Below are 26,509 nucleotides of genomic sequence, written 5' to 3' on the forward strand. Positions count from 1 at the left end.
CCGCGGGAGCGGGCCTGTTCGCGGTGGGCGGACCGGAACGGGTGACGCCCGGACGAGTGACGTCTCCGGTCGGCGGGTAGCGTCGCCCGGGTGAGCGATCTCCACACCGTGCAGGTGAACGGCATCCGGATGGCCTACCGCAGCTGGGGCGAGGCGGACGCGCCGCCGCTCGTCCTGCTCCACGGACGCGGCTTGGACGGCGCCGACTGGCAGCCGGTCGCGCCCGCGCTGGCCTCGGCCCACCGGGTGTACGCGCCCGACCTGCGCGGCCACGGCGCCAGCGACTGGCCGGGCGAGTACGCCTTCGAGGCCATGCGCGACGACGTCGTGGCCTTCCTGGACACCCTCGGCCCGGAGCGGGTGGTGCTGGCCGGGCATTCGATGGGCGCGGTCGTCGCCTACCTGGTGGCGGCGAAGGTGTCGACCCGGCTGGCGGCCCTCGTCCTGGAGGAGCCCGTGCCGCCGGACCCGGAGGTGCCGCCGCGGGCCGTGCCGTCCGGCCCCGAGGGGGACGAGACGTGCGACTGGCGGGTCATCGCGGCCGTCAACCGCTGGCGCAACGCCCCCGACCCGGGCTGGTGGGACCTGCTGGCGACGATCGACTGCCCCACCCTGGTCCTCGCCGGCGGGGCGGCCAGCCACGTCCCCCAGGACGGCATCGCGGCCGTCGCGGCCCGGGTGCCGGGGGCGCGGCTGGTGACGGTGGAGGCGGGGCACCTGGTCCACCAGGAGCGCCCGGCGGACTTCCTCGCCGGGGTCAGGGGGCTCCTTCCGGCGCCCCGCCCTTGACCGGCAGCCCGGCCCGCAGCCACGCCTGGAAACCGCCCTCCAGGTCGGTGGCCCGGGTCAGGCCGACGTCCAGCAGCGAGGCCGCCGCCAGGCTGGAGGTGTAGCCCTCGGAGCACGCCACGATCCAGCGCACGTCGGGACCGGTGGCCTCGGGGACGCGGGCGTCGCTCAGCGGGTCCAGCCGCCATTCGAGGACGTTGCGCTCGATCACCAGGGCGTCCGGGAACTCACCCTCCAGGGCCCGCTGCGCGGCCGGGCGGATGTCGACCAGCAGTGCCTCACCCGCGGCGATCTCGGCCGCCGCGTCGTCGGGCCCGACCCGGTCCAGCCGGGCCCGGGCGCGGTCGAGCATCCGGTCGATGCCGGACCTGACGGTGGCGGACGGGTTCATCGGACGGCCTCCGGAGCGGTCGTGGACGCGGACGCGGTCACGGCCAGGGCGCGTGACAGGGGGACGGCGCGGGGCACCGCGGAGGGCTCCGGCTCGTCCGTCAGCACGGTACGCGTGCGCCGCAGCGAGCGCGCGGCGTCGACCGCGTAGTACGACATCGCCGTCAGGGGCGGCGAGTAGGCGTGCACGCTCACCGCGGGCGCGGCGGAGACGTTGACGACGTCGTGGACGTGCCCGAGCGGGAAGGCCGCGCCGCCGCCCGCGGCGAGTTCACGGGTCGCGATGCTGCCGTGGCCCCGCTCGTCGTGGAGCCAGCGGTGCTCGGTGAGCGTGCCGCCGACGACGGTCAGGGCACCGAGCGAGCCCGCGTGGTCGTGCAGTTCGGTGGACGTGTCGCACGGCCACGTGATCAGCCAGACGTCCACGTAGGGGTCCTGGTGCAGCCGGGTGTACCAGCGGCGGTCGGGCAGGTGGACGGGCAGGTGCACACCGGTCTCGACGGCGGCGGCGTAGCCGCGGACGAGCGCGCGCAGTTGGGGGAGGACGAGCGGGGTGGGACCGCTCGCCCGGTGGTGCAGGGCCATGGGAGGGGCTCCAGAGCGGGAACACGACGTGCCCCGCCTGGGCGGGGGCAGGTCATGGGGTGGTCGGGGCTACGGAGGTCAGCCCCGGCGACAGCTCTGGTCGAAGTGGTGCGCACGGCGTCCCGGCCACAGGGGGCCGAGGTTCCAGATGTTCGTGCGCATGGACCCATGCAAGCACACGGACCGCCGGTCTGTCCCCTCCGGAGTCGGGTACGTCACACAGGTGACACATGGGCCGCGACGGCCCGCGCGCACTCCATGGACTCCATGCGTGTCGTGTCCACTTCGATGTCGTAGACGACTCCCCGGTGGACCGCCTCCGCCTGCGCCGCCGCCATGCCCGGTACCCGGTCGCCCCGGGCGATCTCCCGGCCCGCCGCCACCTCGGGGGCGCAGCGCACGCCGACCCACAGCACCTCCAGGCCGTCCAGGGCCCGCCGCCAGCGGTCCTGCGAGGCGGGGCCGCCGAGGAACACCTCGTCGACGACGACCCGGGCACCGGCCCGCGCCATGGCAGCGATGCCGGCCGTCCAGGCATCGTCCAGGGCCCGGAAGGCGTCGCCGACCGACACGCTCCCGTCGGCACCGAAGCCGATGCCCGCACCGGCCCCGGAGCCCCGCAGCCCGGCGGGCAGGCCGTCGACGAGCGTGTCGGTGCCGAACGTCAGCCACGGGTCCGGCAGGAGCACCGCCTGCAGGCAGCGCGCGATGCCCGACTTGCCGGAGCTTGAGCCGCCGTTGAGCACGATCACCTGGTGGGCCATCGGGCCAGGCTAGGGGCGGTGCCGGAGGGTCCGCGAGTCAATTGACCTCCGGCGAGCGGCGGGCGAAGCGCCGGAGCCTTTGTTCCTCGGCGGGCAGCAGATTGGGGTTGGCGAGGCGCGCGGCGATCGCCTCGGCCATCCTCGGCGCCGGGTCGGCGGGGGCGGCGTGGAGGAATCCGGCGACGAAGACGCGCAGGCCGACGTTCCGGACGGGGCCCAGGCCGACGCCGCGCAGGATGGCGACGGTCAGCGCGGTGTCGGCGGCGGGGTCGCCCGCCGCGGCGTTGCTCCAGTCGATCAGCACCGGGCCCTCCGGGGTGAGGATCACGTTCTCCGGGTGCAGGTCCAGGTGGAGGACGCGGTCCCGGGCGGGATCCCCGGAGGTGAAGCGGCGGCCGAGCCAGCCGGGCGCCGGGACGGCATGGAGGGACGCCTGCAGCCCGGCCAGCAACCGTCCGTGGGCGTACGCCCGCCAGGGCCTGCGGGCCAGGTCCTGGGCCATGGTGGGCCCCGTCAGGCGGTCCATGACGAGGTCGGTGCCGTCCGCGTCGTGCACCCGGGGCACCGCGAACCCCACGCCGGCGAGGTGGGCCATCAGGCGGGCCTCCTCGTGGGCCGAACCACCGTGCCGGTAGCGGCGCAGGACCCGCGTGCCGTCCAGGGCGTAGACGTCGGCGTCGCGGCCCGCGCCGATCAGCTCCACAGGGCCTTCGCCAGCTCCCCCGCCGGGGCCACGGTCCCGAAGCGCGGGAGGGCGAGCGTCACGGCGGCCTCGTGCTCCGCCGCGCTCAGCGCGGTCATCGCGTCCTCGGCGAAGTGGAGTGCGTACCCGTGGTCGGCCGCCGCGCGGGCCGTGGACTCGACGCCCATGTTCGTCGCGATGCCGGCGATCACGAGCGTGCCGACGCCGCGCTCCCGCAACTCCTCGTCCAGGCCGGTCCCGTGGAAGGCGCCCACGGTCCGCTTGACGATCACCAGGTCGCCCTCCCGCTCCAGCCCTTCGACGAGCTCGCTCCCCGGCGGCTGCTCGTCGACCCCGGGGCGCTCCACGCGCACCAGGACGACCGGCGCCCCCGCCTCCCGGAAGGCCGTCGCGAGTCCCAGCGACGCCAGCACGACCTCCTCGCCGGACCGCGGAGCCAACGGCAGCTCCACGATGCGTTCCATCAGGTCGATCAGGACAAGTGCGGTGCGTTGGGGCTCGAGACGCGTCATGGGCACACCTTAAGTACCCCCGCCGCGCGTGCGCAGGGGCTCGCGGCCATCGGGTGCCCCCGCGCTCGGCTCACCCCGGTGTTCAGCCGCCGGCAGCTCCCTGCGCGGCCGTCTCGCGGGCCCACCGGTAGTCGGCCTTGCCGCTGGGGGAGCGCTGGATGAGGGGGGTGATGACGAGGCTGCGCGGCACCTTGTAGCCGGCGAGACGGGCCCGGCAGTGGGTCTGGATCTCCTCCAGGGAGGGCGCCGGGGCGCCTTCGCGCAGTTGGACGACGGCCGAGACGTGGTGGCCCCACTTCGGGTCGGGGACACCGGCGACCAGGGCGTCGTACACGTCGGGGTGGGCCTTCAGCGCCTCCTCGACCTCTTCCGGGTAGACCTTCTCGCCGCCGGTGTTGATGCACTGCGAGCCGCGTCCGAGCACGGTGACGATGCCCTCGTCGTCGACGGTGGCCATGTCGCCGAGCAGCACCCAGCGCTCGCCGTCGCGCTCGAAGAAGGTCTGGGCGGTCTTGCCGGGGTCGTTGTAGTAGCCGAGCGGCACGTGGCCGCGCAGCGCGATGCGCCCCGGTTCACCGGGGGCCACGGGCCCCAGGGAGGCGGGGTCGACGACGGCGATGTGCGCGCTGACGCGCAGCCGGAAGCCCCTGCGCGGACCGGCGTCGTCCGTGGCGGTGCCGTTGAAGCCGGACTCGGACGAGCCGAAGTTGTTGAGGATCATGCAGTTCGGGGCGAGCGCCTGGAACTGCGCGCGCACGGTCTCGGAGAGGATCGCGCCGGAACTGGAGAGGCTGAACAGCGAGGAGACGTCGGTGTCCTTGAGCGGTCCGGCCAGGGCGTCGGCGAGGGGACGCAGCATGGCGTCGCCGACCAGCGAGACGCTGGTGACCTTCTCGCGCTCGATCGTGCGCAGCACCTCCACGGGGGCGTACTTGCTGTGGACGACGACCTTCTGGCCGTAGTGGAAGCCGATGAAGGCGGTCAGCGTGGAGGTGCCGTGCATGAGCGGCGCGGTGGGGAAGAAGACCAGGCCCTCGCCGCCGGCCGCGACCCGTTCGGCGAGTTCCTCGGGGCGGGAGACGGGGACGCCGGTGGGGGCGCCGCCGCCCATGCCGGAGAAGAAGAGGTCCTCGTGGCGCCACATGACGCCCTTGGGCATGCCGGTCGTGCCGCCGGTGTAGATGATGAAACGGTCGTCGGCGGAGCGGGCGGGGAAGTCGCGGGCGGGCGATCCGGAGGCCTCGGCGTCGGCGAAGCCGACCGGTGCGACGGCGGGTTCGGGCGCGTCCGGTGGCGCGTCGCCGACCCGTACCAGGTGGCGCAGCCGTTCGGTACGGGGCAGGGCCGCCGCGACCCGGCCGGTGAACCCGGCGTCGAAGACGAGCGCCGTGAGGTCGGCGTCGCGGTAGAGGTAGACGAGCTCGTCCGCCACGTAGCGGTAGTTGACGTTGACCGGGACGGCGCGGATCTTCATGCAGGCCAGCGCCGTCTGCAGGTACTCGACGCCGTTGAGGAGGTGCAGGCCCACGTGTTCGCCGGGGGCGACGCCGTGGTCCGCCAGGTGGTGCGCCAGGCGGTTGGCCGCCGCGTCGAGCTGCGCGTAGGTGAGCCGGCGCTCGGCCCCCGTGCCGGGGTGGTCGAGATGCACCAGCGCCTCGCGGCCGGGCACGGTGTCGGCGACCGACTCGAAGAGGTCGGCAAGGTTGTACTCCACGGCTCCTCCTCACCGGGGCCGGGGGACCGGGTGCGCGTCCGGCTCCCAGCCGGTCATCAGAGCACCCCGCAGGGGGGCTGTGAAGGGGTCCCGCGGCAAGAATCTGACTGACAGTCAGAAAAGTATTGAACTCGACCTGCGCCTACTGCAACCTGTTCTAGGTCCGGTACCAGACGCGGGAGGACGGCGATGGGCGGCACCGAACACCTCACGGTGGAGCGCGTCGGCGCGACACTCGTACTGACCCTCAACCGGCCGGAGGCGCGCAACGCGCTCTCCCTGCCCATGCTCGTGGGCCTCCACGACGGCTGGCTGGAGGCCGACCAGGACGACGCGATCCGCTCCGTGGTCCTCACCGGCGCCGGCGGAGCCTTCTGCTCCGGCATGGACCTCAAGGCGCTCGCCGCGAACGGAGGCATGGCGGGGCAGCAGTACCGGGAGCGCCTCACCGCCGACCCCGACCTGCACTGGAAGGCGATGCTGCGCCACCACCGCCCCCGCAAGCCGGTGATCGCCGCCGTCGAGGGGCCCTGCGTGGCCGGCGGCACCGAGATCCTCCAGGGCACCGACATCCGCGTCGCTGGCGAGAGCGCGGTCTTCGGCCTGTTCGAGGTGCGCCGCGGCCTCTTCCCCATCGGCGGCTCCACCGTCCGCCTCGCCCGCCAGATACCACGTACGCACGCCCTGGAGATGCTGCTCACCGGCCGCCCCTACACCGCCGCCGAGGCCGAGCGGATCGGGCTGATCGGCCACGTGGTCCCCGACGGCACCGCCCTGGACGAGGCGCTGGAGATCGCCGCACTGGTCAACGCCAACGGCCCGCTGGCCGTCGAGGCCGTCAAGGCCTCGGTCTACGAGACCGCGGAGATGACCGAGGCCGAGGGACTGAGGTCCGAACTGGAGCGCGGCGGGCCCGTCTTCGCCACCGCCGACGCCAAGGAGGGCGCCAGGGCCTTCGGCGAGAAGCGCCCGCCCGTCTACCGCCGCGCCTGACACGGGAGGTCATCACCGCCATGCCCGAACCGCTCACCGCGCCCCTCGTCGTCGAGTTCCCCTTCACCCGCTCCCTCGGCCCGGTGCAGAGCGCCTTCCTCACCGGGTTGCGCGAGCGGACCGTCCTCGGCGTGCGCACCGGGGACGGGCGGGTGCTCGTGCCGCCCGTCGAGTACGACCCGGTCACCGCCGAGGAACTGCGCGACCTCGTCGAGGTCGGCACCACCGGCACGGTCACGACCTGGGCCTGGAACCCGTCGCCGCGGCCGCAGCAGCCGCTGGCCACCCCCTTCGCCTGGGTCCTGGTCCGCCTCGACGGCGCCGACACCGCGCTGCTGCACGTCCTGGACGCACCCGGCCCGGAGGCGGTGCGCACCGGCATGCGCGTCCGCGTCCGCTGGGCCGGACGGCGCACCGGCGCCGTCACCGACATCGCGTGCTTCGAACCCGCCGCGGACGACGACGCCGCCGGGGCGACCGCGGCGACCGCGCACACCGGCGCGTTCGCCGAACCCGTCACCGGCATCACCGTGCCCGCCCGGCTGGAGTACACCTACGCCCCGGGCCGGGCCCAGAGCCGCTACCTCGCCGCCCTCGCCGGGCACCGCACCGTCGGCGAACGGTGCCCTTCCTGCCGCAAGGTCTACGTCCCGCCCCGGGGCGCGTGCCCCACCTGCGGCGTCGCCACCGACGAACAGGTCGAGGTCGGCCCGCGCGGCACGGTCACCACCTTCTGCATCGTCAACATCAAGGCCAAGGGCGTCGCCATCGAGGTGCCCTACGTCTACGCCCACATCGCCCTCGACGGCGCCGGCCTCGCCCTGCACGGCCGCATCGGCGGCATCCCGTACGACCAGGTGCGCATGGGCCTGCGCGTGGAGCCCGTCTGGACCGGCGACGGACGCTACCCCGACCACTACCGGCCCACCGGCGAGCCCGACGCCGACTACGACACCTACAAGGAGCTGCTGTGACCACGGCGACCACTGCGCAGCCGCGCCGGGACGTGGCCATCGTGGCCTTCGCCCAGACCCGGCACGTGCGCGACAGCTCGACCCTCTCCGAGGTCGAGATGCTGATGCCGGTGCTGCACGAGGTGCTGGGCCGGGTAGGCCTCACCGCGGGGGAGATCGGCTTCACCTGCTCGGGCTCCTGCGACTACCTGGCGGGGCGTGCCTTCTCCTTCACCATGGCGCTCGACGGGGTCGGGGCCTGGCCGCCGATCTCCGAGTCGCACGTGGAGACCGACGGGGCCTGGGCGCTGTACGAGGCCTGGGTCAAGCTCCTCACCGGCGAGGCCGACACCGCCCTGGTCTACTCCTACGGCAAGTCCTCGCCGGGGCGGCTGCGGGACGTGCTGACCCGCCAGCTCGACCCCTACTACCTGGCACCGCTGTGGCCCGACTCCGTCGCCCTGGCCGCGCTCCAGGCCCAGGCGCTGATCGACGCGGGCGACACGGACGAAGGCGCGCTCGCCGCCGTCGCCGGCCGCAGCCGGACCGCCGCCGGGAGCAATCCGTACGCCCAGGAGCCCGGCGACCGGCCGCAGGGCGAGTACGTGGTGCGGCCGCTGCGCCGGGGCGACTGCCCGCCGGTCGGCGACGGCGCGGCCGCGGTGGTGCTGGCCGCCGGGGACACCGCCCGGCGGCTGTGCGAGCGCCCCGCCTGGATCCGCGGCATGGACCACCGCATCGAGGCCCATGCGCTCGGCGTCCGCGACCTCACCGACTCACCCTCCGCCCGGCTGGCCGCACAACGCGCCGGGGCCTTCGACGCACCCGTCGACACCGCGGAATTACACGCCCCCTTCACCTCCCAGGAGGTCGTGCTCCGCAAGGCACTCGGCCTGGGGGACGACGTCACGGTCAACCCCTCGGGCGGCCCGCTCGCCGCGAACCCCGTGATGGCCGCCGGCCTGATCCGGCTCGGCGAGGCCGCCGCCCGCATCCACCGCGGCGAGTCCCGCCGCGTGCTCGCCCACGCCACGTCCGGGCCCTGCCTGCAGCAGAACCTGGTCGCCGTCCTGGAAGGAGAGGACCGATGAGCGCGGTGACCGGCAAGGAACCCGTCGCGGTCGTCGGCGTCGGCCAGACCCACCACACCTCGGCGCGGCACGACGTGTCCATCGCGGGACTCGTCCGCGAGGCGGCGCAGCGTGCCCTGGTGGACGCGTCGATGACCTGGGCGGACGTCGACGCGGTCGTCATCGGCAAGGCCCCGGACTTCTTCGAGGGCGTGATGATGCCCGAGCTGTACCTCGCCGACGCCCTCGGCGCGGTCGGCAAGCCCATGATGCGGGTGCACACCGCGGGCTCCGTGGGCGGCTCCACCGCGCTCGTCGCGACCAGCCTGGTCGCCGCGCGGGTGCACCGCACCGTCCTGACGCTCGCCTTCGAGAAGCAGTCCGAGTCCAACGCGATGTGGGGGCTGTCGCTGCCCGTCCCCTTCCAGCAGCCCCTGCTGGCCGGGGCGGGCGGGTTCTTCGCGCCGCACCTGCGCGCCTACATGCGGCGCACCGGCGCGCCCGACACCGTCGGCGTCCTCGTCGCGTACAAGGACCGGCGCAACGCGCTGAGGAACCCGTACGCCCATCTGCACGAACAGGACATCACCCTGGAGAAGGTGCGTTCCTCGCCCATGCTCTGGGACCCGATCCGCTACTCCGAGACGTGCCCGTCCTCCGACGGTGCCTGCGCGATGGTGCTCACCGACGGGGCCGGCGGGCGCCGCGCCCCCGGACCGGTGGCGTGGGTGCACGGCGGGGCGATGCGCAGCGAGCCCACGATGTTCGCGGGCAAGGACTTCGTCAGCCCCCGGGCCGGACGCGACTGCGCGGCCGACGTCTACCGGCAGGCGGGCATCACCGATCCGCGGCGGCAGATCGACGCCGTGGAGATGTACGTGCCCTTCTCCTGGTACGAGCCGATGTGGCTGGAGAACCTCGGCTTCGCCCAGGAGGGCGAGGGCTGGAAGCTGACCGAGTCGGGGGTGACGGAGCTCGACGGCGACCTGCCCGTCAACCCTTCGGGTGGTGTGCTGTCCACCAACCCGATCGGCGCCTCGGGGATGATCCGCTTCGCCGAGGCGGCCCTCCAGGTGCGCGGCACGGCGGGCGGCCACCAGGTGGACGGCGCACGCCTGGCGCTGGGTCACGCGTACGGCGGGGGTTCGCAGTTCTTCGCCATGTGGGTGGTCGGATCCGGGCACCCCGGAGAGTGAAGCGGGCATGAACCGGTACCGGGTCCGGGCAGGTTCTTCCATGACCTGTCCGGGCCCCGGCACGGTCGCTAGGCTGGCCCGGACGACGGAGTCGGGAGGAGAGCGGACGTGGCCGAGAGCACGATCGGATCGCCGTTGGCCAACGGGAAGAAGCCGCAGCTTGATCTGGCCAACGCAACATGGCAGTCGAGCAGCCAGGGCACAGGAGACGTCCAGATCGCCTTCGTCGAGGGCTACATCGCCATGAGGGACGGCCGGAGCCCCGAGGGGCCCTCGCTGATCTTCACCCCGGCGGAATGGCGGGCCTTCGTCCTCGGGGCCCGCGACGGCGAGTTCGACCTCACCTGACGGAAGCTCACGGGCGCGCCGGGCAGCCCGCCCCGTCCACGACGACGGGCTGCCGGCGCACCCGGCCGCGCGCGCCCCGGAGGCCTTGGTGCCGCCGGTTCCCGCGCCCGCGGTACGTCCCCGGGGAATGCACCTGACAGGCCGTCGTACCGCCACCGGTCCGGCATGTGCCGGGGGCATCACGGTGACGCGTTCCCGCACGTGGGCGCACCTGATCGAGCACGGTCGATCATTCCGCGGACGATTGTGAACAGCCGTCACCACTTCACATTTATGTACTCACGCAGGGTCCCTGGTGGCGTACGCTGAGGTGCCACCGGACAGGCGTCCGGGCATCACCGGCACGCCCCGGCGCGCGCCGGATCAGGGGCAGGGGGTGCACTATGGCGCGGCGCACACCGAAGTCCCGGCGACCGCTCCTCGAACGCGAGGCCGAGCTCGTGGCCGTCGACGAGGCGCTGGCCGAACTCACGGGCATACGGGCCGAGGGGGACCACCCCCGCGCCGGCACACGGCGCGGCGGCGTACTCGCCTTCGCGGCCCCCGCGGGCCTCGGCAAGACGACCCTGCTCGCGGAGACCCGGCGCCGGGCCTCCGCCCTCGGCTGCACCGTCCTGTACGCCCGCGGCGGCGACCAGGAACAGGGCGTCGCCTTCCACGTCGCACGCCAGCTGCTCCAGCCCCAGCTCGCCGGAGCCGGTGACGGGGTGCTCCGCACCACCCTCGGCAGCTGGTACGGCATCGTCGGCCCCGCCCTGGGGCTGTGCACCGACGGCGAGGGCGCGCCTCCGGATCCGCAGGGCCTCGCGGACGGACTCGACTGGGTCCTCACCCACATCGCCGTCCGGCGTGCCCCCGTGGTCCTCGTGCTCGACGACGCCCACTGGGCCGACCCCGAGTCCCTGGGCTGGCTGGCCGCCTTCGCGCCGCGCGCCGAGGAACTCCCCATGCTCGTCGTCGTGGCCTACCGCCCCGACGAACTCCCCGCCCACGCCGAGGCGTTCCGCGGCCTCCCCGACCGCTCCGGCACCCGCCCGCTCGGCCTGGAACCGCTCAGCGCCGCCGCCATCGGCCGGCTCATCCGCGACGCCGTGGGCGACCACGCCGACGACGCGTTCTGCCGCGAGGCCTGGGCCGTCACCGCCGGCAACCCCTTCGAGGCCGTGGAGCTCACCGCCAAGGTCCTCGACCGGGCGCTGCGCCCCGACGAGTCCAGCGCGCACCTCCTGCGCGACCTCGCCGCCGCCGCCAAGGGCAGCGGACTCATCGCCCGCCTGGAGCGCCTGGGCACCTCCACCGTCCGCATGGCGTGGGCCGCGGCCGTCCTCGGCACGTCCATCTCGCCGGCGATCGCCGCGAGCGTGGCGGGCCTGGGCGGCGAGGAGGCCGCCGACGCCGCTGACCGGCTCCGCAAGGCCCGCATCCTCACCGGCAGCGACGTCCTGGAGTTCGTCCACCCCCTCATCGCCACCGCCGTGTACCGGGCCATCCCCGACGCCGTCCGGGTCGCCCTGCACGGCCAGGCCGCCTGGTCCGTCGTGGACGCCGGGCTCGGGCCCTCCGCCGCCGCCCGCCACCTGCTGGAGACCCACCCCGAGGGCGACCCCTGGGTCGTCGGCCAGCTGCGCCAGGCCGCGCGGGACACCGCCCGGGCCGGCGCCCCCGACGCGGCCCGCCGCTACCTGGCGCGGGCCCTGCGCGAGCCGCCCCCGTTCGAGGACCGGGCGGCCGTGCTGTTCGAGCTCGGCTGCTCCTCCCTGCTCACCGAGCCGGCGACCACCGTCAACCACCTGCGCGCCGCGCTCGAGGAGCCCGTCGTCGACCCGGTGCTGCGCGACGCGATCACCTACCGGCTCTCCCAGGCGCTGGCCCACTCCGACCGGCTCGGCGAGGCCGCGGACACCGTCGGACAGGCCGCCCGGACCGCCACCAACGCGCGGGCCCGGCTGCGGATGCAGGAAGAGCAGTTCATGTGGGACGCCTTCCGCTCCGACGAACCCGACTCCCCGGCCCGCTCCCGCCGGCTGGCCCGCCTGGCCGACCGGCTGACCGGACGCGACCTGACCGAGCGCTACATCATCGGCCTGCGCGCCTGGGACGCCACCCTGCGCGGCGAGCCCGCCGAGACCGCGCTGCGGCACTCCGACCGTGCCCTGGACGGCGGACTGCCCTGGGCCAGCGAGGACTTCGGCTTCGAGGTCCCGGTCCTCGTCGCGATGACGTACATGTACGCCGACCGGCCCGGCCGCGCCGAGGAGCTCTTCGCCGCCGGCATCGGCGACTACGAGCGCCAGGGATGGCGCGGCGCCCACCTCGCCTTCGGCTACTCCCTGCTCGGGTACGTGCGTTACCGCCGCGGGCGCCTCGCCGAGGCCGAGGACTTCGCCCGCGACGGCCTGCGGCTCGCCGACCGCGTCGGCCGCGGCACCCCGGTCGTCTGGTACACCGTGGCGATCCTCGTCGAGATCCTGCTCGCCCGGGGCCGGCTCCGCGAGGCCGCGGCCCTCGCCGACGAGTACGACTTCTGCGAGCCCTTCCCGGCGGCCGTCACCTTCCCCGACGCCCAGACCGTCTACGGCGAACTGCTGCTCGCCCGGGGCATGGTCAACGAGGCCATCGCCCAGCTCGAGGCGTGCGGCCGCCGGCTCGACCCCCGGGGCATGCGCAATCCCGCCTGGTCCCCGTGGAAGCTCCACCTCGCGCTCGCCGAGGCCCGGGACACCCCGGAGCGGGCCCGTGCCACCGCCGCCGACGCCGTCGAACGTGCCCGCCAGTACGGCACCGCGTCCTCGATCGGCCAGGCGCTGCGGGTCTGCGCCGAGGTGGCCGCGGAACCCGACCGGCTCAAGCTGCTGCAGGAGGCGGTCACGCACCTGGAGCGCTCACCGGCCGGCTACGAGCTGGCCCGGGCCCTGGTCGACCACGGTGCCGCCCTGCGCCGCGAGGCCCGGCTCCATGAGGCGGCCGAGCAGCTCTACCGGGGTCTGGAGACCGCCGTCCACTGCGGTGCCGACCAACTGGCCGAGCGCGCCCGCGACGAACTCGCCGCCGCCGGACTGCGCCCGCGCAGGCTGCGTACGACGGAGACCGACGCCCTCACCGCCCAGGAACGGGCGGCCGCCTCGCGGGCCGCCCGGGATGAGGACGACGAGCAGATCGCCGCAGGTCTGGACACCGACGTGGAGGGCGTCACCCGTCTGCTCTCCGCCGTCTACCGCAAGATCGGCACCGACCGGGCGGGCCTGTCCCGGGCGCTCGCCCCGTAGCGACGCGACCCCGGGCACACGGGCGGCCCGGGGACCGTACGATGGGCGCATGTCGTTCCTCCGCCGCCGCAGCGCCGCAACGCCCACAGGGCCGGAATTCGACGTCCTGGCCATGGACCCGGGCGACTGGCCGGGCGAACTCGGCGCCGGGCTGCTGCCCGGGGAGGACGGCAGTTGCCAGGGCATCTTCCTGCGCTACGACCTCTTCGGCGGGCGCGGTCCCGCCATGCTGATCGGCAACCTCCCCGAGGGCTCGCCCGCCCGCGACCTCGAAGAGGGCCAGGTCCCCTTCGAGGTCGCCCAGCTGCTGCTGGCCCTCGGCAACGACGAGCCGGTCGAGGTCGTCGGCACCGAGGACACCCCGGTCATGCACGGTGACAACCTGCTGATCGTGCGCAAGGTGAAGCTCTCCGAGGGGCGCATCGCCTGCACGCAGTTCGACCGCAGCGACGGCGTCCTGGTCACCATCGCGACCTGGGACCGCCCGATCACCGACGACCTCTACCAGTTGCTCAAGCCCCTCCCCGCGGAGATGTTCCAGCAGGGCTGAGCGGGGCCCAGGAGGGCCGCAGGGTCACGTCCTCGGCCTTGACCCAGGCCACCCGGTGGCCGAACTGGATCTCGTAGTAGAGCTGCTCCCCCCGCACCACCACGTGCTGGGAGGCGTCGAAGGTGACCGCCCGGTAGTACTCGCCGTGCGTCGCCTGGCCCACCGCGTAGCTCTGGCCCGCGAGGAGCCGGTACGGCAGCGGGGCCTCCGGCTGCACCGGGACCCCCGCCGGGTAGGCGGACGCCTCCGGGTAGGCGCGCCCGTACACCGGGACCTCGCCGCGGCCCTTCTTCGGCGTGACCAGCAGGCCCGTGGCCGGCAGGGCGGTGCGGTGCCCCCTGGGGTCGTGGAACCAGGCCTTCTGGCCCAGGTACCAGATCGCCGTCCAGTCCCCGCGTCGCTCGGCCACCGCGAACTGCTGGCCGGTCGAGGCACGGGCGCCGGTGTCGTTCACCCCGGTCGTGGAGGGGGCCTCCCCGTGCAGACCGACGTCCTTGACGAGCGGGGCGTCCTCGCGTGGCTCGGTGTACAGCCGGACGGCCGTGGAACCGCGGGACGGGCAGGTGTCACCGGCGCTCGCGCACCCGGTGTAGACGGGCCGGTTGGAGCCGTAGTCCGGGTCGATCGTCACCAGGGCGCTGCCCGGCCCGGCGGTCTGCCGGAAGGGCGCTCCCAGGAGCTGGAAGTAGTGCGCCCAGTCCCAGTACGGGCCGGGGTCGGTGTGCATCCCCGGGATGTTCGCGGGGGTCGGTCCCGGGACGTTGTCGTGGCCCAGGACGTGCTGCCGGTCCAGCGGGATGCCGTAACGCCCGGCCAGGTAGCGGACCAGCCGGGCCGACGCCCGGTACATGGCCTCGGTGTACCAGGCGCCGGGATCGGTGAGGAAGCCCTCGTGCTCGATGCCGACGGACTTGGCGTTGACGTACCAGTTGCCCGCGTGCCAGCCGACGTCCTTGGTCCTCACGTGCTGGTCGACGTGGCCGTCCGCGGAGCGGATCGAGTAGTGCCACGCGAGGTAGTCCGGCTTCTGCACCAGCTGAAGGGTGGTGTCCCAGGTGGCCTCGGTGTCGTGGACGACGATGTAGTCGATCTTCTGGTCGTGCGGGCGGTCGGCGAGGTCGTGGTTGCCGTAGTCGCCCGTGCCGTACTCCTCGTACGGGGCCGGGAGCCATTCACACGCGATCGTGCGCGGGCACTCCGTCCCGTCGGCGGCAACCGTGCGCAGACCCAGGGAGCGGAGCTGGGCGGTCTCCGGCGTGAGCCCGGGGTGCGCGGCGAGGGTGAGGCTCTCCCCGTCGTCCGTGGTGCGCGTGACTCCCTCGCGGATGACCTGGAAGACGTCGTCGGCGAAGACCGACGCCGTGGCGGTGTCGTCGGCGCCCGAGTAGCGCGCCACCGCGCCGTACCAGCGGGCCGGGTCCGAACTCAGCGGTGCGCCCAGCGACTTCTGGGCCCGGGCCAGCAGCGCCGCGCCCCCCTCGACGTTGGCCGCCGGGTCCTCGCGCAGTTCCTCGGCGCTCAGCCCGGTCAGCCCCGCGGCGCGGTCCAGCGTGGTGAGGGTCGAGGGCAGCGCGCGGGTGTCCACGGCGGGCAGCCCCACGTCGGCGAGGGGACGGCCCGCGTCTCCGCGCGGGTCGTCACCGCCGTCTCCCCGTCGGGGCTTGTCGGTGAGCGCCGTCCGGGCGTCCGTGAGGTGCATGGGGCCGTATCCGGCGGTGACGCTGGGCAGTCCGCGGTGGGTGTCCCAGCGCGACTCCAGGTAGGCCACGCCCATCAGCACGCTCTCCGGGACGTGATGACGTTCCGCGGCGTCCTGGAAGGCCTGCCGGAGAGGTGCGTCCCGCTCCTGCGGGGTCACGCCGGCCGCGGGCAGCGGCGGCAGGGCGGAGAGCAGGGCGCCGACGGCCACGGTGACCGTTGCGGCGGTGACGACCTTGCGCGGGCGTCTCGCGTTGTGGGGGGTTCCTCGCACTGCAGCCTCCTGTGGTGACGCACGGGGCCGTTCGGCACCACAGAGGTATCCGTTGGTCGACGATCCGTCAACTAGGCGCTGTGAAAGCTGTTTACGCATGTCAGCGCCCGTGCCGGGAGCTTTCCCCACACGGGCGCCATGGCCTGCGGTGCGTCAGTGGACTGGACCACCGGCGGTGCCGTCCCGGCCGTGAGGGCGCCCGGGCGGCACCGCGACGGCACCGGAGGACCCTCCCCTGGTCCCCGGGTCCGCGACCGCGGTGCTCCGCCGTCCACCACGCACCGGTTCCTCCTCTTCCGTCCGGGACCGGCCGGAAGGTCACCTCGTGCCGACGGCGGCCCTGACGGCCCGCCGGGCGAGGCCCGCGTCGTCGTGCAGACGGCGCAGCAGCAGGCGCTGCTCCTCGCCGGCCTCGGCCGCGCCCGGACCCACCGGGACGGTGCTGCGCATCGTGCGCTGCACGGCCGTCTCGTAGGTGCGGATCTCGCGGGTGACCACCAGCATCAGGTTGACCAGGAAGGCGTCACGCGCGATCGGTCCGGCGGCCTGCGCCATCTGGCTGATCTGCCGCCGGGTGACCGGGTCGTCGCCCAGGATCATCCAGAGCACGGCCAGGTCGTAGCCGGGCAGGTACCAGCCGGCGTGCTCCCAGTCGACCAGCACCGGGCCGGCCGGGGAGAGCAGGATGTTGGAGAGCAGGGCGTCGCCGTGGTTGAACTGGCCCTGGGCGTGCGCCAGTCCGTGCAGCAGCTTCTGCAGGTCTCCCATGTCCCGGTCGGTGAGCAGTCCCAGCTCGTGGTAACGGGACAGCCGTGCCGCGTAGTCGACGGGGGCGTCGAAGATCCCGGCCGGCGGACGCCACATGTTGACCCGGGAGATCGCGCTGAGCGCCATCCGCACGTCGGCCCGCGGCGGAGCCTCCGATGGGTGCCGCTGCAGGGCCGCGACCCGTCCGGGCATGCGCTCCAGCACGAGCGTGCAGCTCTCGGGGTCGGCGGCGATCAGCCGCGGCGCCCTGACCGGAGGCCGGTGCCGTACGAAGGCCCGGTACGCGCCGATCTCGTGCCGGTACCGCTCCACCCAGGCGGGGGAGTGGTCCAGCAGGCACTTGGCGACCGCGGGGGCACGGCCGGAGGTGCCGACCAGCAGCACCGAGCGGCCGCTGCGCCGCAGCATCTGGACTGGCGTGAACTCGGGGCAGATGCGCTGCACCGAGGCGATGGCCGAGCGCAACTGCGCGCCCTGGGGACCGGTCAAGTCGAGCCTCCCGCTGAGCGGGTGGGAGGTTCCCGGCGCGCCCCTGCGCGGAGCGGGCAGCACCGGACGAGGCCGTAGGGCGGTCCCTGTCCCGGTGAAGCCCGGGAGCTGGGTCGGCCGGGGCGGTGCGGACACGGAGGACGATGCTGAATACATATGGGGAGACAGATCCCTTCGTGTGCCAACGAGCTCTTGACGAGGTGGCGGGGCCGGCGCGTGGACGGATCCGGAGCCGGAGTCGGCGTCCGGTCCTGCACCCTGGGGAATGCGGGTCCGGGCCGGCGGTCCGAACTGTCCACGCGCCGTACGCCCCTCGCGTACCAGTACGCACATGCCTCTCGAGTTGTTCAACGCTGATCGGCGTTTTTCGAAAGTTGTTCATATGCGACCGTTCGCGAGCCGGCGGTTGCCGGGCCGGGTGGCGCGTTCCTACCTGACCACCGCATGCGGGTGGCAGACCATCTGGCGCACCCTGGCGAACCATGGCGAATGCTCGCGGCGGCGCTGACCGGCCGTTAGTGTCAACAGTGCCGAGGAACCTGGGGGCTTGGATGGACAAGGAAGCCAACTCACGGCTAGCGGACCTGTTCGCACTCACCGGATGGTCCAAGGGAGAGCTCGCGAGACTCGTCAACCGGCAGGCGGCGGCCATGGGCCACCCGCAGCTGGCGACGGACACCTCGCGGGTGCGCCGCTGGATCGAGACCGGGGAATCCCCCCGCGAACCCGTCCCCACCGTGCTGGCCGCCCTGTTCACCGAGCGTCTCGGCCGTGTCGTAACCATCGAGGATCTCGGGTTCGGCCGGCATCGGCGTACGGGAAGGAAGCAGTCCGTCAGCGCCGACGGACTGCCCTGGCCACCGGAGCGAACAGCCGCGGTCCTCACCGAATTCACGGGAATGGACCTCATGCTCAACCGACGCGGTCTGGTGGGCGCGGGAGCCGCGCTTGCCGCGGGTTCCGCACTCAGCAGCGCCATGTACGACTGGCTGCGCACCGATCCGGCGCTCGCGGCCGACGCCCCCACCACCCACGACCCCTTCGACGCCGACGCCGTCTCCTACGACCGCTACGAGGCGGCCCCGGTCGGCTCCCATGAGATCGAGGCGCTGGAGCGCTCGGTCGAGGTGTTCCGCGCCTGGGACGCCTCCCGCGGCGGCGGACTGCAGCGCAAGGCGGTCGTCGGACAGCTCAACGAGGTGGGCGGCATGCTCGCCTACCACCACCCCGACCACCTCAAGCGCAGGCTCTGGGGCGTGGCCGCCAACCTCGCCGTCCTGGCGGGCTGGATGTCCCACGACGTGGGCCTGGAGCCCACCGCCCAGAAGTACTTCGTCATCGCGGCGCACGCCGCACGTGAGGGCGGGGACCGGCCCAGGGCCGGCGAGGCGCTCTCCCGCGCCGCCCGGCAGATGGTCCACCTGGGACGGCCGGACGACGCACTGGACCTGATGAAACTGGCGCAGTCCGGCTCCGGGCAGGAGACCCTGCCGCGCACCCGCGCCATGCTGTGCACCATCGAGGCCTGGGCACAGGCCTCCATGGGCCACGGCCAGGCGATGCGCCGCACCCTGGGCAAGGCCGAGGACCTCTTCGCCACCGACCGCGGCGACGTCCCGCCGCCGAGCTGGATGCAGATGTTCGACGAGGCCGATCTGCACGGGATGCAGGCGCTGGCGTACCGCACCCTCGCCGAGTACGAGCCGCTGGCGGCGCGGACGGCGCAGCAGCACGCCAAGCACGCGCTGGAGCTGCGCGGCAAGGGCCGCGACCGGTCCAACATCTTCGACTACATCTCGCTGGCCTCGGCCTGCTTCATCGCCGACGACCCCGAGCAGGCGGACCGCTACGCTCGACTGGCGCTGCTGACCATAAGGCAGAACTCGTCGCTGCGGACCTGGGACCGGCTGCGGGAGATGTACCGGCTGACGGCCCGCTACTCCGACTTCACCAGGATCCAGGACCTGCGTGAGGAGATCGAGATCGCGCTGCCGAGCGGCCCCAAGCGCAGGGGCCCCGCGATCTGAGCGGAGACCCACGCGGAGGACGTGGACATCGATGAGCGGGACCAGCCGACTCGACGCCGAATGAGCCGGCTCTCCCGGATGCCGTCCTGATGTCGACACATCGGCATGGGAACACGTCGACCGTGGGCCGACGGGGCCGTGGACCAGTGCGCCCGTGGACCAGCGCGCCCGTGGACCTCAGTGGAACTTGGCGATGAGCACGCAGGCGTCGTCCTCGCGCTCGGGGGCGCCGAGTTCCTCCACCACGATGCGCACGCACTCCTGCGGGGTACGGGCCTGGGCGAACCTCGGGCCGAGCTCCAGCAGGCGTCGCACGGCGGCGGCCGCGTCCGAGGCCGCCATGGAACCGGAGCGGCGCGGCAGCAGGCCGTCGGTGTGCAGCACCAGCAGGTCGCCGGGGAGCAACCGCTCGGTGGCCTGGCCGTACTGGGCGCCCGAGGTGGCGCCCAGCAGTACGCCCTCGGGTGCGTCGAGCGGACGCCCCGTCCCGTCGCGGAACAGCAGCGGGGCGGGGTGTCCGGCCTGCGCCCAGACCAAAGAGCGGTCCTCGGGGCGGTAGCGGCAGCACAGGGCGCTGCCCAGGGCGGGCTGCGCGGAGCTGTCCAGCAACTGGTTGAGCCCGCCCAGCAGCGGGGCCGGGTCCAGCCCCGTCATCGCCATGCCGCGCAGCGCGCCGAGCAGCATGGCCATGCCGGAGGTGGCGGAGACCCCGTGCCCGGTGAGGTCGCCCACGGTGAGCAGCGCGGAGCCGTCGGGCAGGTGCAACGCGTCGTACCAGTCGCCGCCGACGAGCGCGCCGGTGGAGGACGGGAGGTAGTGGGCGGCGAGGTCGACCGTGGTGGGGCCGCCGTCCTGCGGGAACCGCAGGGAGCCGCGCCACGGCGGCAGTACGGCCTCCTGCAGCTCGACCGCCAGCCGGCGCTCGGTCTGCGCGATCTGTTGCTCGCGCTGCAACGAGTCACGGGTCTCGCGCAGCGTCCGCTGGCTGCGGCGCAGTTCGCTGACGTCGCGGAGCACCGCCCACATGGAGGCGGTGGCGCCGGCGGCGTCGAGCACCGGCTCGCCCACCATGTGCACCGTACGCACGGCACCGTCCGGGCGGACGATGCGGAACTCGCAGTCGATCGGCCGGGCGTCCACCAGGCAGCCGGTCACGGCCGCGGTGAGGGTCTGCTGGTCCTCGGCGAACAGCCAGGAGGGCAGCTCGTCCAGGGTCAGCGGCCCGTCCTCGCGGGTGCGCCCGAAGATGCGGTAGAGCTCCTCCGACCACTGGACACCGTCCGTGAGCAGGTCCCACTCCGCGCTACCGGCCCGCCCCAGGGCCTGCACGGCGCCGGCGACCGGCGCGGGGACGGGGACCTCCCGGGCGGACCGGCCCGCGTAGGCGGCGCCGCCGGGCTCGGTGCCCGTCTCCCGGTCGCCGAGGGCGGGGATGCCGTCCCGCAGTTGCCCGAGGTGCGCCCCCAGGTCGTCGAGCTGGTGGACGGCGAGGTCGCACAGCGCGCGCTGCCAGCGCAGCTGCGGGTCCTCCTCGTCCTCGGCGGCGGCGTCACGGCGAACGGCGTCGACCTTGCCGCGCAGCTGGCGGGTCTGGGAGATGAGCGCGTCCACGGTGCCGGGCTCAGGCTTCGCGGTGGCGCGGTCCTCATGCAAATGGGGCGGCATGACGCTCTCCGAACATGTCTCCGAACCGGGCGCCGGCCTCAACGGGGCCGTACGGATGGGCCAGTCACGACTCTTGCACAAGGAGTGATGGCCCGTAAGGGTTTCTGCAATACCCGATCCGGTGGTGCTACCGGCATATGCCAGGAGCCTGGAGGGCCGCCACGCTCGGAGAACTCGGCGGAATGCCTCGGTCCGGGTAAGCTGCGGGACTCCGGCCGCGAGCGTGCCCGCGAGCCGCCCGGGTGCCGCGCAAAGGGTTTGAACCCGGGACGATCTGCGAAGATACCTCGCAGCCGGTAACGGGAAATCCCGTTGCCAACCAACTCCCCGCACCGGATGCTGACCTCATGTTCGACCCCGACATAGCGCCCAGCGGTACCCTTCTCGGCCTCCTCCAGAGAGGACGCGGAGACGGGACCCTGCACGCCCTCGCAGCGCAGCGAGCCGACGCGCTCGCGGCGCTGGAGCAGTGCGTCCTGCGCGACCCCCGCCACGACTGGCGCGTGGAGTCCCGCTCCCTCTATTACGCGCGCCTCTACTCGGAGCTCGAGGGCTCGCTCGACGGGATCGAACAGCACCTCTTCCACCCCGACGACATCATCAGCCCCGACGAGCACCGCTGCGGCCTGGCGCTGTCCGTCCTCGGTCACCTCGCCGGTTACGGCCGCCGGGACGCCGCCCTGCTGCTGCGCCGCTACGCCGCCACCGGCGGCAACTGGGAGTGGGCCCTGGACGAGCTCGCCGTACGTGACGAGGACGACGCGCTGCGTGCCCTCGGCCCGGCCGTGCTCGCCCGCTTCCCGCTCACCACGGAGGGTGACGCCCAGCTCGCCACCGCGCTCCGCGAGGCGTACGAGCCACGGCCCTGGCGGTTGTGGGCCGAGGATCCGGACCCCGCCGTCTCCGAACGGGTGCGCAAGGCAGCGGAACAGACCGCCTTCGACCGCTGGCAGCGCCAGATGCGGCCCACCGGGCCGACCCCGGGCTGGAGCGTGGGCGCCGTCCTCGAATGGGCCCAGGAAGGCCTGGCCGCCCACCCACCGCAGCACCGCGACGCCCCCGCCGCCCGCTGCCTCGCCGCCGTCGCCGGCCCCGAGGACCGCGAGGAGCTCGTCCGGGCGGCCCGCAGCGGTCCCGAGGCGGCCCGCGCGGCCGCACTCCGCCACCTCTCCGACCGCCAGGACCGCGAGGCCCTCGACCTCATCGAGGCCGCCGCCCTCAGCGAGTCCGAGCTCGTCGCCCGCGCCGCCGTCGAGTCCTTCGAGCGGATGCGCAGCATCGCCGCCCTCACCCGGGCCCGCGCCTGGTCACGCCGTGACGACGTGCTCGGCGCGACCGCCGCCCGCATGCTCGCCTGCCGCGGCGGCGAACAGGACGCCGACCGCGTCCTCGGCGCCCTGCGCCGCCTCGTCCAGCGCGAGGGCGCCGACGCCGAGGGCCTCGCCGTGCTCGTGGAAGGGGCCGGCCGGCTCTCCATCGAGTGCGCCGCCCCCGTCCTGCGCCACGTCTACCGCGAGACGAGCTCCTCACAGCTGCGCGGCGTCGCCGCGCACGCCCTCGCCCGCACCGACCCCTGCTTCGGCGCCGGCCTCGCCGTCGAGTGCCTGTGGGACTGCGAGGAGACCACCCGCGAACTCGCCGCCCGCACGGCCACCACCTCGGACGTCCGGGTCCTGGCCCGCCTGCGCAGCCTCGCCGCCGATCCCGCGGAGGAGGCCGAGGTCCAGACCGCGGTCCGCGGCCGCCTCAGCTCCGGCGACCCCGCGCGGTAGGCCCCGGCCCCCCGGCCGCGGGTGGGGCCGGACCGGATGGACGGGTGCGACCTGCCGCCGCCGAGTCCGGCCTTCGCCCACGGCATCCCGCCGCGGGCAATCCCGGAGCGGATGGGCGTGGACGGCCGTCCGGCCCTGCTCGCCCAGGACGAACTCGCCGGCGCGTTCGGCGACCTGCTGTACGCCGACGGCGGGTACGTCGACGGCGCCCGCCGCTCCGGGGAGTGGGCCCGGGCCTGGGAGCACGGCAGTTGGAGCTGCGTCGAGGGCTGGCGGCTGCTCCTCGACGTACCGGCGGGGACGCGGGCGCGCTGGTGCTGTACGCCGACGACATCAGCATCCTGCTGGGCCTCCACCCGGACCACTGCCCCGGCCGCGATCCCCAGCGGTTCACCCCCGGACCACGGCCCCCTGGGTCCGCGCGCCTGTTCCACCGCCTCGCCGAAGGACTCGGCGTCGGCATCCCACACGCCGACCCGACCGCCCGCCGGTCCCGTGCTCGTCGCCGAACCCCTGCCCGGACCGGCGAGCGGCGCCCGATGCCTCCCGGCGCGGCGTCCGGGGGAGACCGAGGGGCGCCGGCACGGCCGGAAGGCCCGATCCGGAGCCAACGCTCACGGCACGTTCCCCAAGGTGAAAGATCCACGTGACCCGGACAACGCCCGGGGAGCCGACAACGTCCGTATGCGAGTAGCCATCGTCACAGAGTCCTTCCCACCCGACGTCAACGGAGTGGCCCACTGCGCGCTGCGCACGGCCGAACATCTGGTCCGCAGGGGCCACGAGCCGCTGGTGATCGCGCCGGCCGGCCCGCAGGAGTCCGCGCCGGGGGACGAACCGTGCCCCGTCGTGCGTGTGCCGTCGCTGCCGCTGCCCGGCTACCCGCAGGTCAGGGTGGCGCTCCCCGGCCGCAGGACCGCGGCGACGATCGCCGCGCACCGCGCCGAACTCGTCCACCTGGCCAGCCCGTTCATCCTGGGGGTGCGCGGCATGGCCGCGGCCACCCGCCAGCACATCCCCGCGGTCGCCGTGTACCAGACCGACCTCGCGGGGTACGCCCGCACCTACCTGAGCCGTGGCGAGAGCACCGCGTGGCGCCGCATCCGCGCCGTGCACACGGCCGCCGACCGCACGCTCGCCCCGTCCAGCGCCTCCCAGCGCGACCTGGAGGCGCACGGCGTCCCGCGCGTGCACCTGTGGCCGCGCGGCGTGGACTCCGTGCGCTTCGACGCGGCCCACCGCGACGAGGCGCTGCGCCGTGAACTCGCCCCGAACGGTGAGGTCCTGGTGGGTTACATCGGCCGCCTCGCTCCGGAGAAGCACGTGGAGCTGCTGGCCGGCGCGGGCCGGCTGTCCGGGGTGAAGGTGGTCGTCGTCGGGGACGGCCCGAGCGCCCCCGGGCTGCGCGAGGCGCTGCCGGACGCGGTGTTCCTCGGCCGCCGCACCGGCCACGACCTGGCGCGGATCTACGCCTCCCTCGACGTCTTCGTCCACACCGGGCCGTTCGAGACGTTCTGCCAGACCGTCCAGGAGGCGATGGCCAGCGGGCTGCCCGTGGTCGCCCCCGCCGCCGGCGGTCCGCTCGACCTCGTCGACCACGGCCGCACCGGGCTGCTCGTGCCGCCCGGCGACGTGGACGCCGTCACCGGCGCCGTACGGCTGCTGGCCAGTGCCCCGGCCATGCGCGACCAATTCGGCGCCGAGGGGCGCGCCGACGTGGCCGCGCGCACCTGGGAGGCCGTCGGGGACCTGCTCCTGGAGCACTACGCGCAGGTGCTCGACGCCCGCACGGCGGTGGCGGCATGACCGGCCCGCTGCGCATCGTCAGGCTGGCGAACTTCGTCACGCCCACCTCCGGTGGCCTGCGCACCGCGCTGCGCCACCTCGGCGAGGGCTACCTCGCGGCCGGCCACGACCCGGTCCTGGTCGTCCCCGGCCCGGCCGCCAAGGACGAGACCACCTCCCAGGGCCGGGTCATCACCCTTCCCGGCCCCCTGGTCGCCGGTACCGGCGGCTACCGCGTCCTGACCGGCCGGGCCCGGCTGGAGGCGGTGCTGGACGGCCTCCGCCCCGACCGGCTGGAGGTCTCCGACCGCACGACGCTGCGCTGGACCGGGGAGTGGGCGCGCCGCCGCCGGGTGCCGTCCGTCATGGTGTCCCACGAGAGCGTCGACGGGGTGCTGCGCACCTGGGGTGTGCCCAGCGGCCTCGCCCAGGGCGCCGCCGACCGGCTCAACCGCCGCAGCGCGCACGTGTACTCGCGCATCGTCTGCACGACGGCCTGGGCGGCGGCGGAGTTCGAGCGGATCGGGGCCCGCAACGTCGTACGGGCGCCGCTCGGCGTCGACCTGGAGGCATGCCACCCGGCGCACCACGACCCGGAGTTGCGCGCCCGGTACGCCGGCAACGCCGAGGTGCTGCTGGTGATGTGCTCCCGCCTGTCGCCCGAGAAGCGGCCGGGACGCGCCCTGGAGGCCCTCGCCCACATGCGTCGCCAGGGCGTGGACGCCGTCCTCGTCGTCGCGGGGGACGGGCCGATGCGCGCCCGCCTGGAGGCCCGGGCCCGGGAGGCCCGGCTGCCGGTCACCTTCGTCGGGCACGTCCCCGTCCGCCGCGCCCTGTCCGCCCTCCAGGCCACCGCCGACGTGGTCCTGGCCCCGGGCCCGGTGGAGACGTTCGGCCTGTCCGCCCTGGAGGCCCTCGCCTGCGGTACCCCGGTGGTCGCCAGCGCGCTGTCCGCGCTGCCCGACATCCTCGGCCCGGCCGGTGCCGCCGCCACCGACGACGGCCCGGCCTTCGCCGACGCCGTCGGCCACCTGCTGGCCCGCCCGGAGCCCATGCGCCGCGCCATCGCCCGCGCCCAGGCCGAGCGCTACGGCTGGCCGACCGCCGTGAACGCCTTCCTCGCCGCCCACGACGCCGCGCCCCGGCTCGCCGTCCCGGAGGTCACGCCATGACGACGGGCACGCAGACGCCCACCGTCCCCGGACGTGCCAGACCCGCGGCCCACGCGCCCACCGTCGCGGCTCCCGTCCAGGCCCAGGTCACCGCCCGGATGCCCGCCCCTGTTCCCGTCCCCGCCCCGGCCACCGCCCTGGCGTCGGTCCAGGCCACCACCATGTCCGCCGGCACGAAGGAGATACGTTTCGCCGCCCTCGGCGACTCGCTCACCGAGGGCCTCGGCGACCCCGTCGCCGGCGGATGGCGCGGCTGGGCGCCGCTCCTGGCGCACGGGCTGTCCGCCGAACCCTCGGCCGTGCGCCTGCTCAACTGCTCCCGCAGCGGCGCCCTCACCAAGGACGTCGTCGAGGAGCAGCTGCCGCGCGCCCTGGACCACCGGCCGCACCTGGCCTCCGTGGTGATCGGCGCCAATGACACGCTCCGCGGCAGCTTCGACATCGAGACCGTCGCCCGCCGCCTGGACACCGTCCTGGCCCAACTGCGCGCCCAAGGCGCCGAGGTGCTCACCGCCTGCCTGCCCGACCCCGGCCGCATGCTGGGGCTGCCGTGGCCGCTCGCCCGCCCGCTGGGCCGCCGGATGGCCGCGCTGAACCAGGTCGTGCACGTGCTGTCCGAGCGGTACGAGGCCGTGCACCTGCACGCCGCCCGCCATGCGTGGGCGGCCGACCGCGCCTCGTGGAGCGCGGACCGGCTGCACCCCAGCGAACTCGGCCACCGGCTGCTGGCCCGGGGGTTCCACGACCTCCTGGTCTCGCGCGGCCTGTCGGACGGCGAACCGCCGTCCACGACCCCCGGCGGCCCGGGACCGGGCGCCGCGGCGAGCGTCTGGTGGATGGCGACCAAGGGCACCCGCTGGGTCGCCGACCGCTGCACCGATCTGCTGCCCGATCTGCTGCGGCTCGCCGGCCGGGAGGCCCGGCACCGGCTGGCCGGCACCGACGGGCTGCTGGACCTGCGCTCCCGCGACGCCACCGCCGGTGCGCTGGCCCGCCTGGAAGGGACGTCCCTGGGACAATGAGGGG

Annotated in this window: 22 protein-coding genes; 13 read left to right on the forward strand and 9 right to left on the reverse strand. The window is 74.4% G+C overall.

Annotated features, from left to right (window positions below; genetic code table 11):
* The first annotated feature begins 90 nt into the window (after nt 1-90).
* Nucleotides 91-789, forward strand: a complete 699-nt coding sequence (locus ACFYYN_RS27900; protein WP_500547954.1) for an alpha/beta fold hydrolase — start codon at nt 91-93, stop codon at nt 787-789.
* Here ACFYYN_RS27900 and ACFYYN_RS27905 read toward each other — a convergent pair.
* The 6 genes from ACFYYN_RS27905 to ACFYYN_RS27930 form a co-directional block, all read right to left on the reverse strand.
* Nucleotides 758-1,180 (reverse strand): rhodanese-like domain-containing protein, encoded by a 423-nt coding sequence (locus tag ACFYYN_RS27905; RefSeq protein ID WP_500324270.1) that lies wholly within the window; start codon nt 1,178-1,180, stop codon nt 758-760. The two genes, ACFYYN_RS27900 and ACFYYN_RS27905, sit on opposite strands and share 32 nt — an antisense overlap.
* The gene (locus ACFYYN_RS27910; protein WP_500547955.1) at nt 1,177-1,764 is read right to left on the reverse strand and encodes a cysteine dioxygenase; all 588 of its coding nucleotides are present in this window, start codon (nt 1,762-1,764) and stop codon (nt 1,177-1,179) included. Before ACFYYN_RS27910 ends, ACFYYN_RS27905 begins: the two co-directional genes overlap by 4 nt.
* 215 nt (nt 1,765-1,979) lie before the next feature.
* A complete protein-coding gene (gene cpt / locus ACFYYN_RS27915; RefSeq protein WP_500547956.1) occupies nt 1,980-2,528 on the reverse strand; it encodes a chloramphenicol phosphotransferase CPT in 549 nt (182 codons plus the stop codon).
* A 37-nt stretch (nt 2,529-2,565) separates the two neighbouring features.
* Nucleotides 2,566-3,231: a phosphotransferase gene (locus tag ACFYYN_RS27920; protein WP_500547957.1), complete on the reverse strand. Its 666-nt coding sequence runs from the start codon at nt 3,229-3,231 to the stop codon at nt 2,566-2,568.
* On the reverse strand, nt 3,222-3,743 hold the full coding sequence (locus tag ACFYYN_RS27925; RefSeq protein WP_500324266.1) for an isochorismatase family protein: 522 nt from the start codon (nt 3,741-3,743) through the stop codon (nt 3,222-3,224). Before ACFYYN_RS27925 ends, ACFYYN_RS27920 begins: the two co-directional genes overlap by 10 nt.
* An 82-nt stretch (nt 3,744-3,825) precedes the next feature.
* Nucleotides 3,826-5,457, reverse strand: coding sequence for an acyl-CoA synthetase (locus tag ACFYYN_RS27930; protein WP_500547958.1), 1,632 nt, complete (start codon nt 5,455-5,457; stop codon nt 3,826-3,828).
* A gap of 189 nt (nt 5,458-5,646) precedes the next feature.
* Between ACFYYN_RS27930 and ACFYYN_RS27935 the strand changes: the two genes are divergently transcribed.
* The 7 genes from ACFYYN_RS27935 (at nt 5,647) to ACFYYN_RS27965 (ending at nt 13,833) form a co-directional block, all read left to right on the forward strand.
* A complete protein-coding gene (locus ACFYYN_RS27935) occupies nt 5,647-6,450 on the forward strand; it encodes a crotonase/enoyl-CoA hydratase family protein (protein ID WP_500324264.1) in 804 nt (267 codons plus the stop codon).
* Nucleotides 6,451-6,470: 20 nt separating this feature from the next.
* A complete protein-coding gene (locus tag ACFYYN_RS27940) occupies nt 6,471-7,424 on the forward strand; it encodes an OB-fold nucleic acid binding domain-containing protein (RefSeq protein ID WP_500547959.1) in 954 nt (317 codons plus the stop codon).
* Nucleotides 7,421-8,494 (forward strand): thiolase family protein, encoded by a 1,074-nt coding sequence (locus tag ACFYYN_RS27945; protein WP_500547960.1) that lies wholly within the window; start codon nt 7,421-7,423, stop codon nt 8,492-8,494. The genes ACFYYN_RS27940 and ACFYYN_RS27945 overlap by 4 nt, the downstream gene beginning before the upstream one ends.
* Nucleotides 8,491-9,669, forward strand: coding sequence for a thiolase family protein (locus tag ACFYYN_RS27950; RefSeq protein ID WP_500547961.1), 1,179 nt, complete (start codon nt 8,491-8,493; stop codon nt 9,667-9,669). The genes ACFYYN_RS27945 and ACFYYN_RS27950 overlap by 4 nt, the downstream gene beginning before the upstream one ends.
* A 108-nt stretch (nt 9,670-9,777) precedes the next feature.
* Nucleotides 9,778-10,017, forward strand: coding sequence for a DUF397 domain-containing protein (locus tag ACFYYN_RS27955; protein ID WP_018561140.1), 240 nt, complete (start codon nt 9,778-9,780; stop codon nt 10,015-10,017).
* A gap of 383 nt (nt 10,018-10,400) precedes the next feature.
* The gene (locus tag ACFYYN_RS27960; RefSeq protein WP_500547962.1) at nt 10,401-13,283 is read left to right on the forward strand and encodes an ATP-binding protein; all 2,883 of its coding nucleotides are present in this window, start codon (nt 10,401-10,403) and stop codon (nt 13,281-13,283) included.
* A 49-nt stretch (nt 13,284-13,332) separates the two neighbouring features.
* Nucleotides 13,333-13,833, forward strand: a complete 501-nt coding sequence (locus ACFYYN_RS27965; RefSeq protein ID WP_500505418.1) for a hypothetical protein — start codon at nt 13,333-13,335, stop codon at nt 13,831-13,833.
* Here ACFYYN_RS27965 and ACFYYN_RS27970 read toward each other — a convergent pair.
* Nucleotides 13,796-15,805 (reverse strand): N-acetylmuramoyl-L-alanine amidase, encoded by a 2,010-nt coding sequence (locus ACFYYN_RS27970; protein WP_500547963.1) that lies wholly within the window; start codon nt 15,803-15,805, stop codon nt 13,796-13,798. The genes ACFYYN_RS27965 and ACFYYN_RS27970 overlap by 38 nt on opposite strands.
* A 318-nt stretch (nt 15,806-16,123) precedes the next feature.
* Nucleotides 16,124-17,218 (reverse strand): aminoglycoside phosphotransferase family protein, encoded by a 1,095-nt coding sequence (locus tag ACFYYN_RS27975; protein ID WP_500547964.1) that lies wholly within the window; start codon nt 17,216-17,218, stop codon nt 16,124-16,126.
* 395 nt (nt 17,219-17,613) lie between these two features.
* Between ACFYYN_RS27975 and ACFYYN_RS27980 the strand changes: the two genes are divergently transcribed.
* On the forward strand, nt 17,614-19,089 hold the full coding sequence (locus tag ACFYYN_RS27980) for a DNA-binding protein NsdB (RefSeq protein ID WP_500547965.1): 1,476 nt from the start codon (nt 17,614-17,616) through the stop codon (nt 19,087-19,089).
* Nucleotides 19,090-19,266: 177 nt separating this feature from the next.
* On the opposite strand, the gene ACFYYN_RS27985 is transcribed toward ACFYYN_RS27980, so the two are convergent.
* Nucleotides 19,267-20,754, reverse strand: coding sequence for a PP2C family protein-serine/threonine phosphatase (locus ACFYYN_RS27985; protein ID WP_500547966.1), 1,488 nt, complete (start codon nt 20,752-20,754; stop codon nt 19,267-19,269).
* 347 nt (nt 20,755-21,101) lie between these two features.
* Between ACFYYN_RS27985 and ACFYYN_RS27990 the strand changes: the two genes are divergently transcribed.
* The 4 genes from ACFYYN_RS27990 (at nt 21,102) to ACFYYN_RS28005 (ending at nt 26,505) form a co-directional block, all read left to right on the forward strand.
* On the forward strand, nt 21,102-22,526 hold the full coding sequence (locus ACFYYN_RS27990; protein WP_500547967.1) for a HEAT repeat domain-containing protein: 1,425 nt from the start codon (nt 21,102-21,104) through the stop codon (nt 22,524-22,526).
* A 684-nt stretch (nt 22,527-23,210) separates the two neighbouring features.
* Nucleotides 23,211-24,332 carry a glycosyltransferase family 4 protein gene (locus ACFYYN_RS27995; protein ID WP_500547994.1) on the forward strand — a complete coding sequence of 374 codons (1,122 nt, stop codon included), beginning with the start codon at nt 23,211-23,213 and terminating at the stop codon, nt 24,330-24,332.
* A complete protein-coding gene (locus tag ACFYYN_RS28000; RefSeq protein WP_500547968.1) occupies nt 24,329-25,483 on the forward strand; it encodes a glycosyltransferase in 1,155 nt (384 codons plus the stop codon). Before ACFYYN_RS27995 ends, ACFYYN_RS28000 begins: the two co-directional genes overlap by 4 nt.
* The gene (locus ACFYYN_RS28005) at nt 25,480-26,505 is read left to right on the forward strand and encodes an SGNH/GDSL hydrolase family protein (RefSeq protein ID WP_500547969.1); all 1,026 of its coding nucleotides are present in this window, start codon (nt 25,480-25,482) and stop codon (nt 26,503-26,505) included. Before ACFYYN_RS28000 ends, ACFYYN_RS28005 begins: the two co-directional genes overlap by 4 nt.
* Nucleotides 26,506-26,509 lie beyond the last annotated feature (4 nt).

It is taken from the genome of Streptomyces sp. NPDC001902 (genome assembly GCF_042891295.1).
Lineage (GTDB): Bacteria > Actinomycetota > Actinomycetes > Streptomycetales > Streptomycetaceae > Actinacidiphila.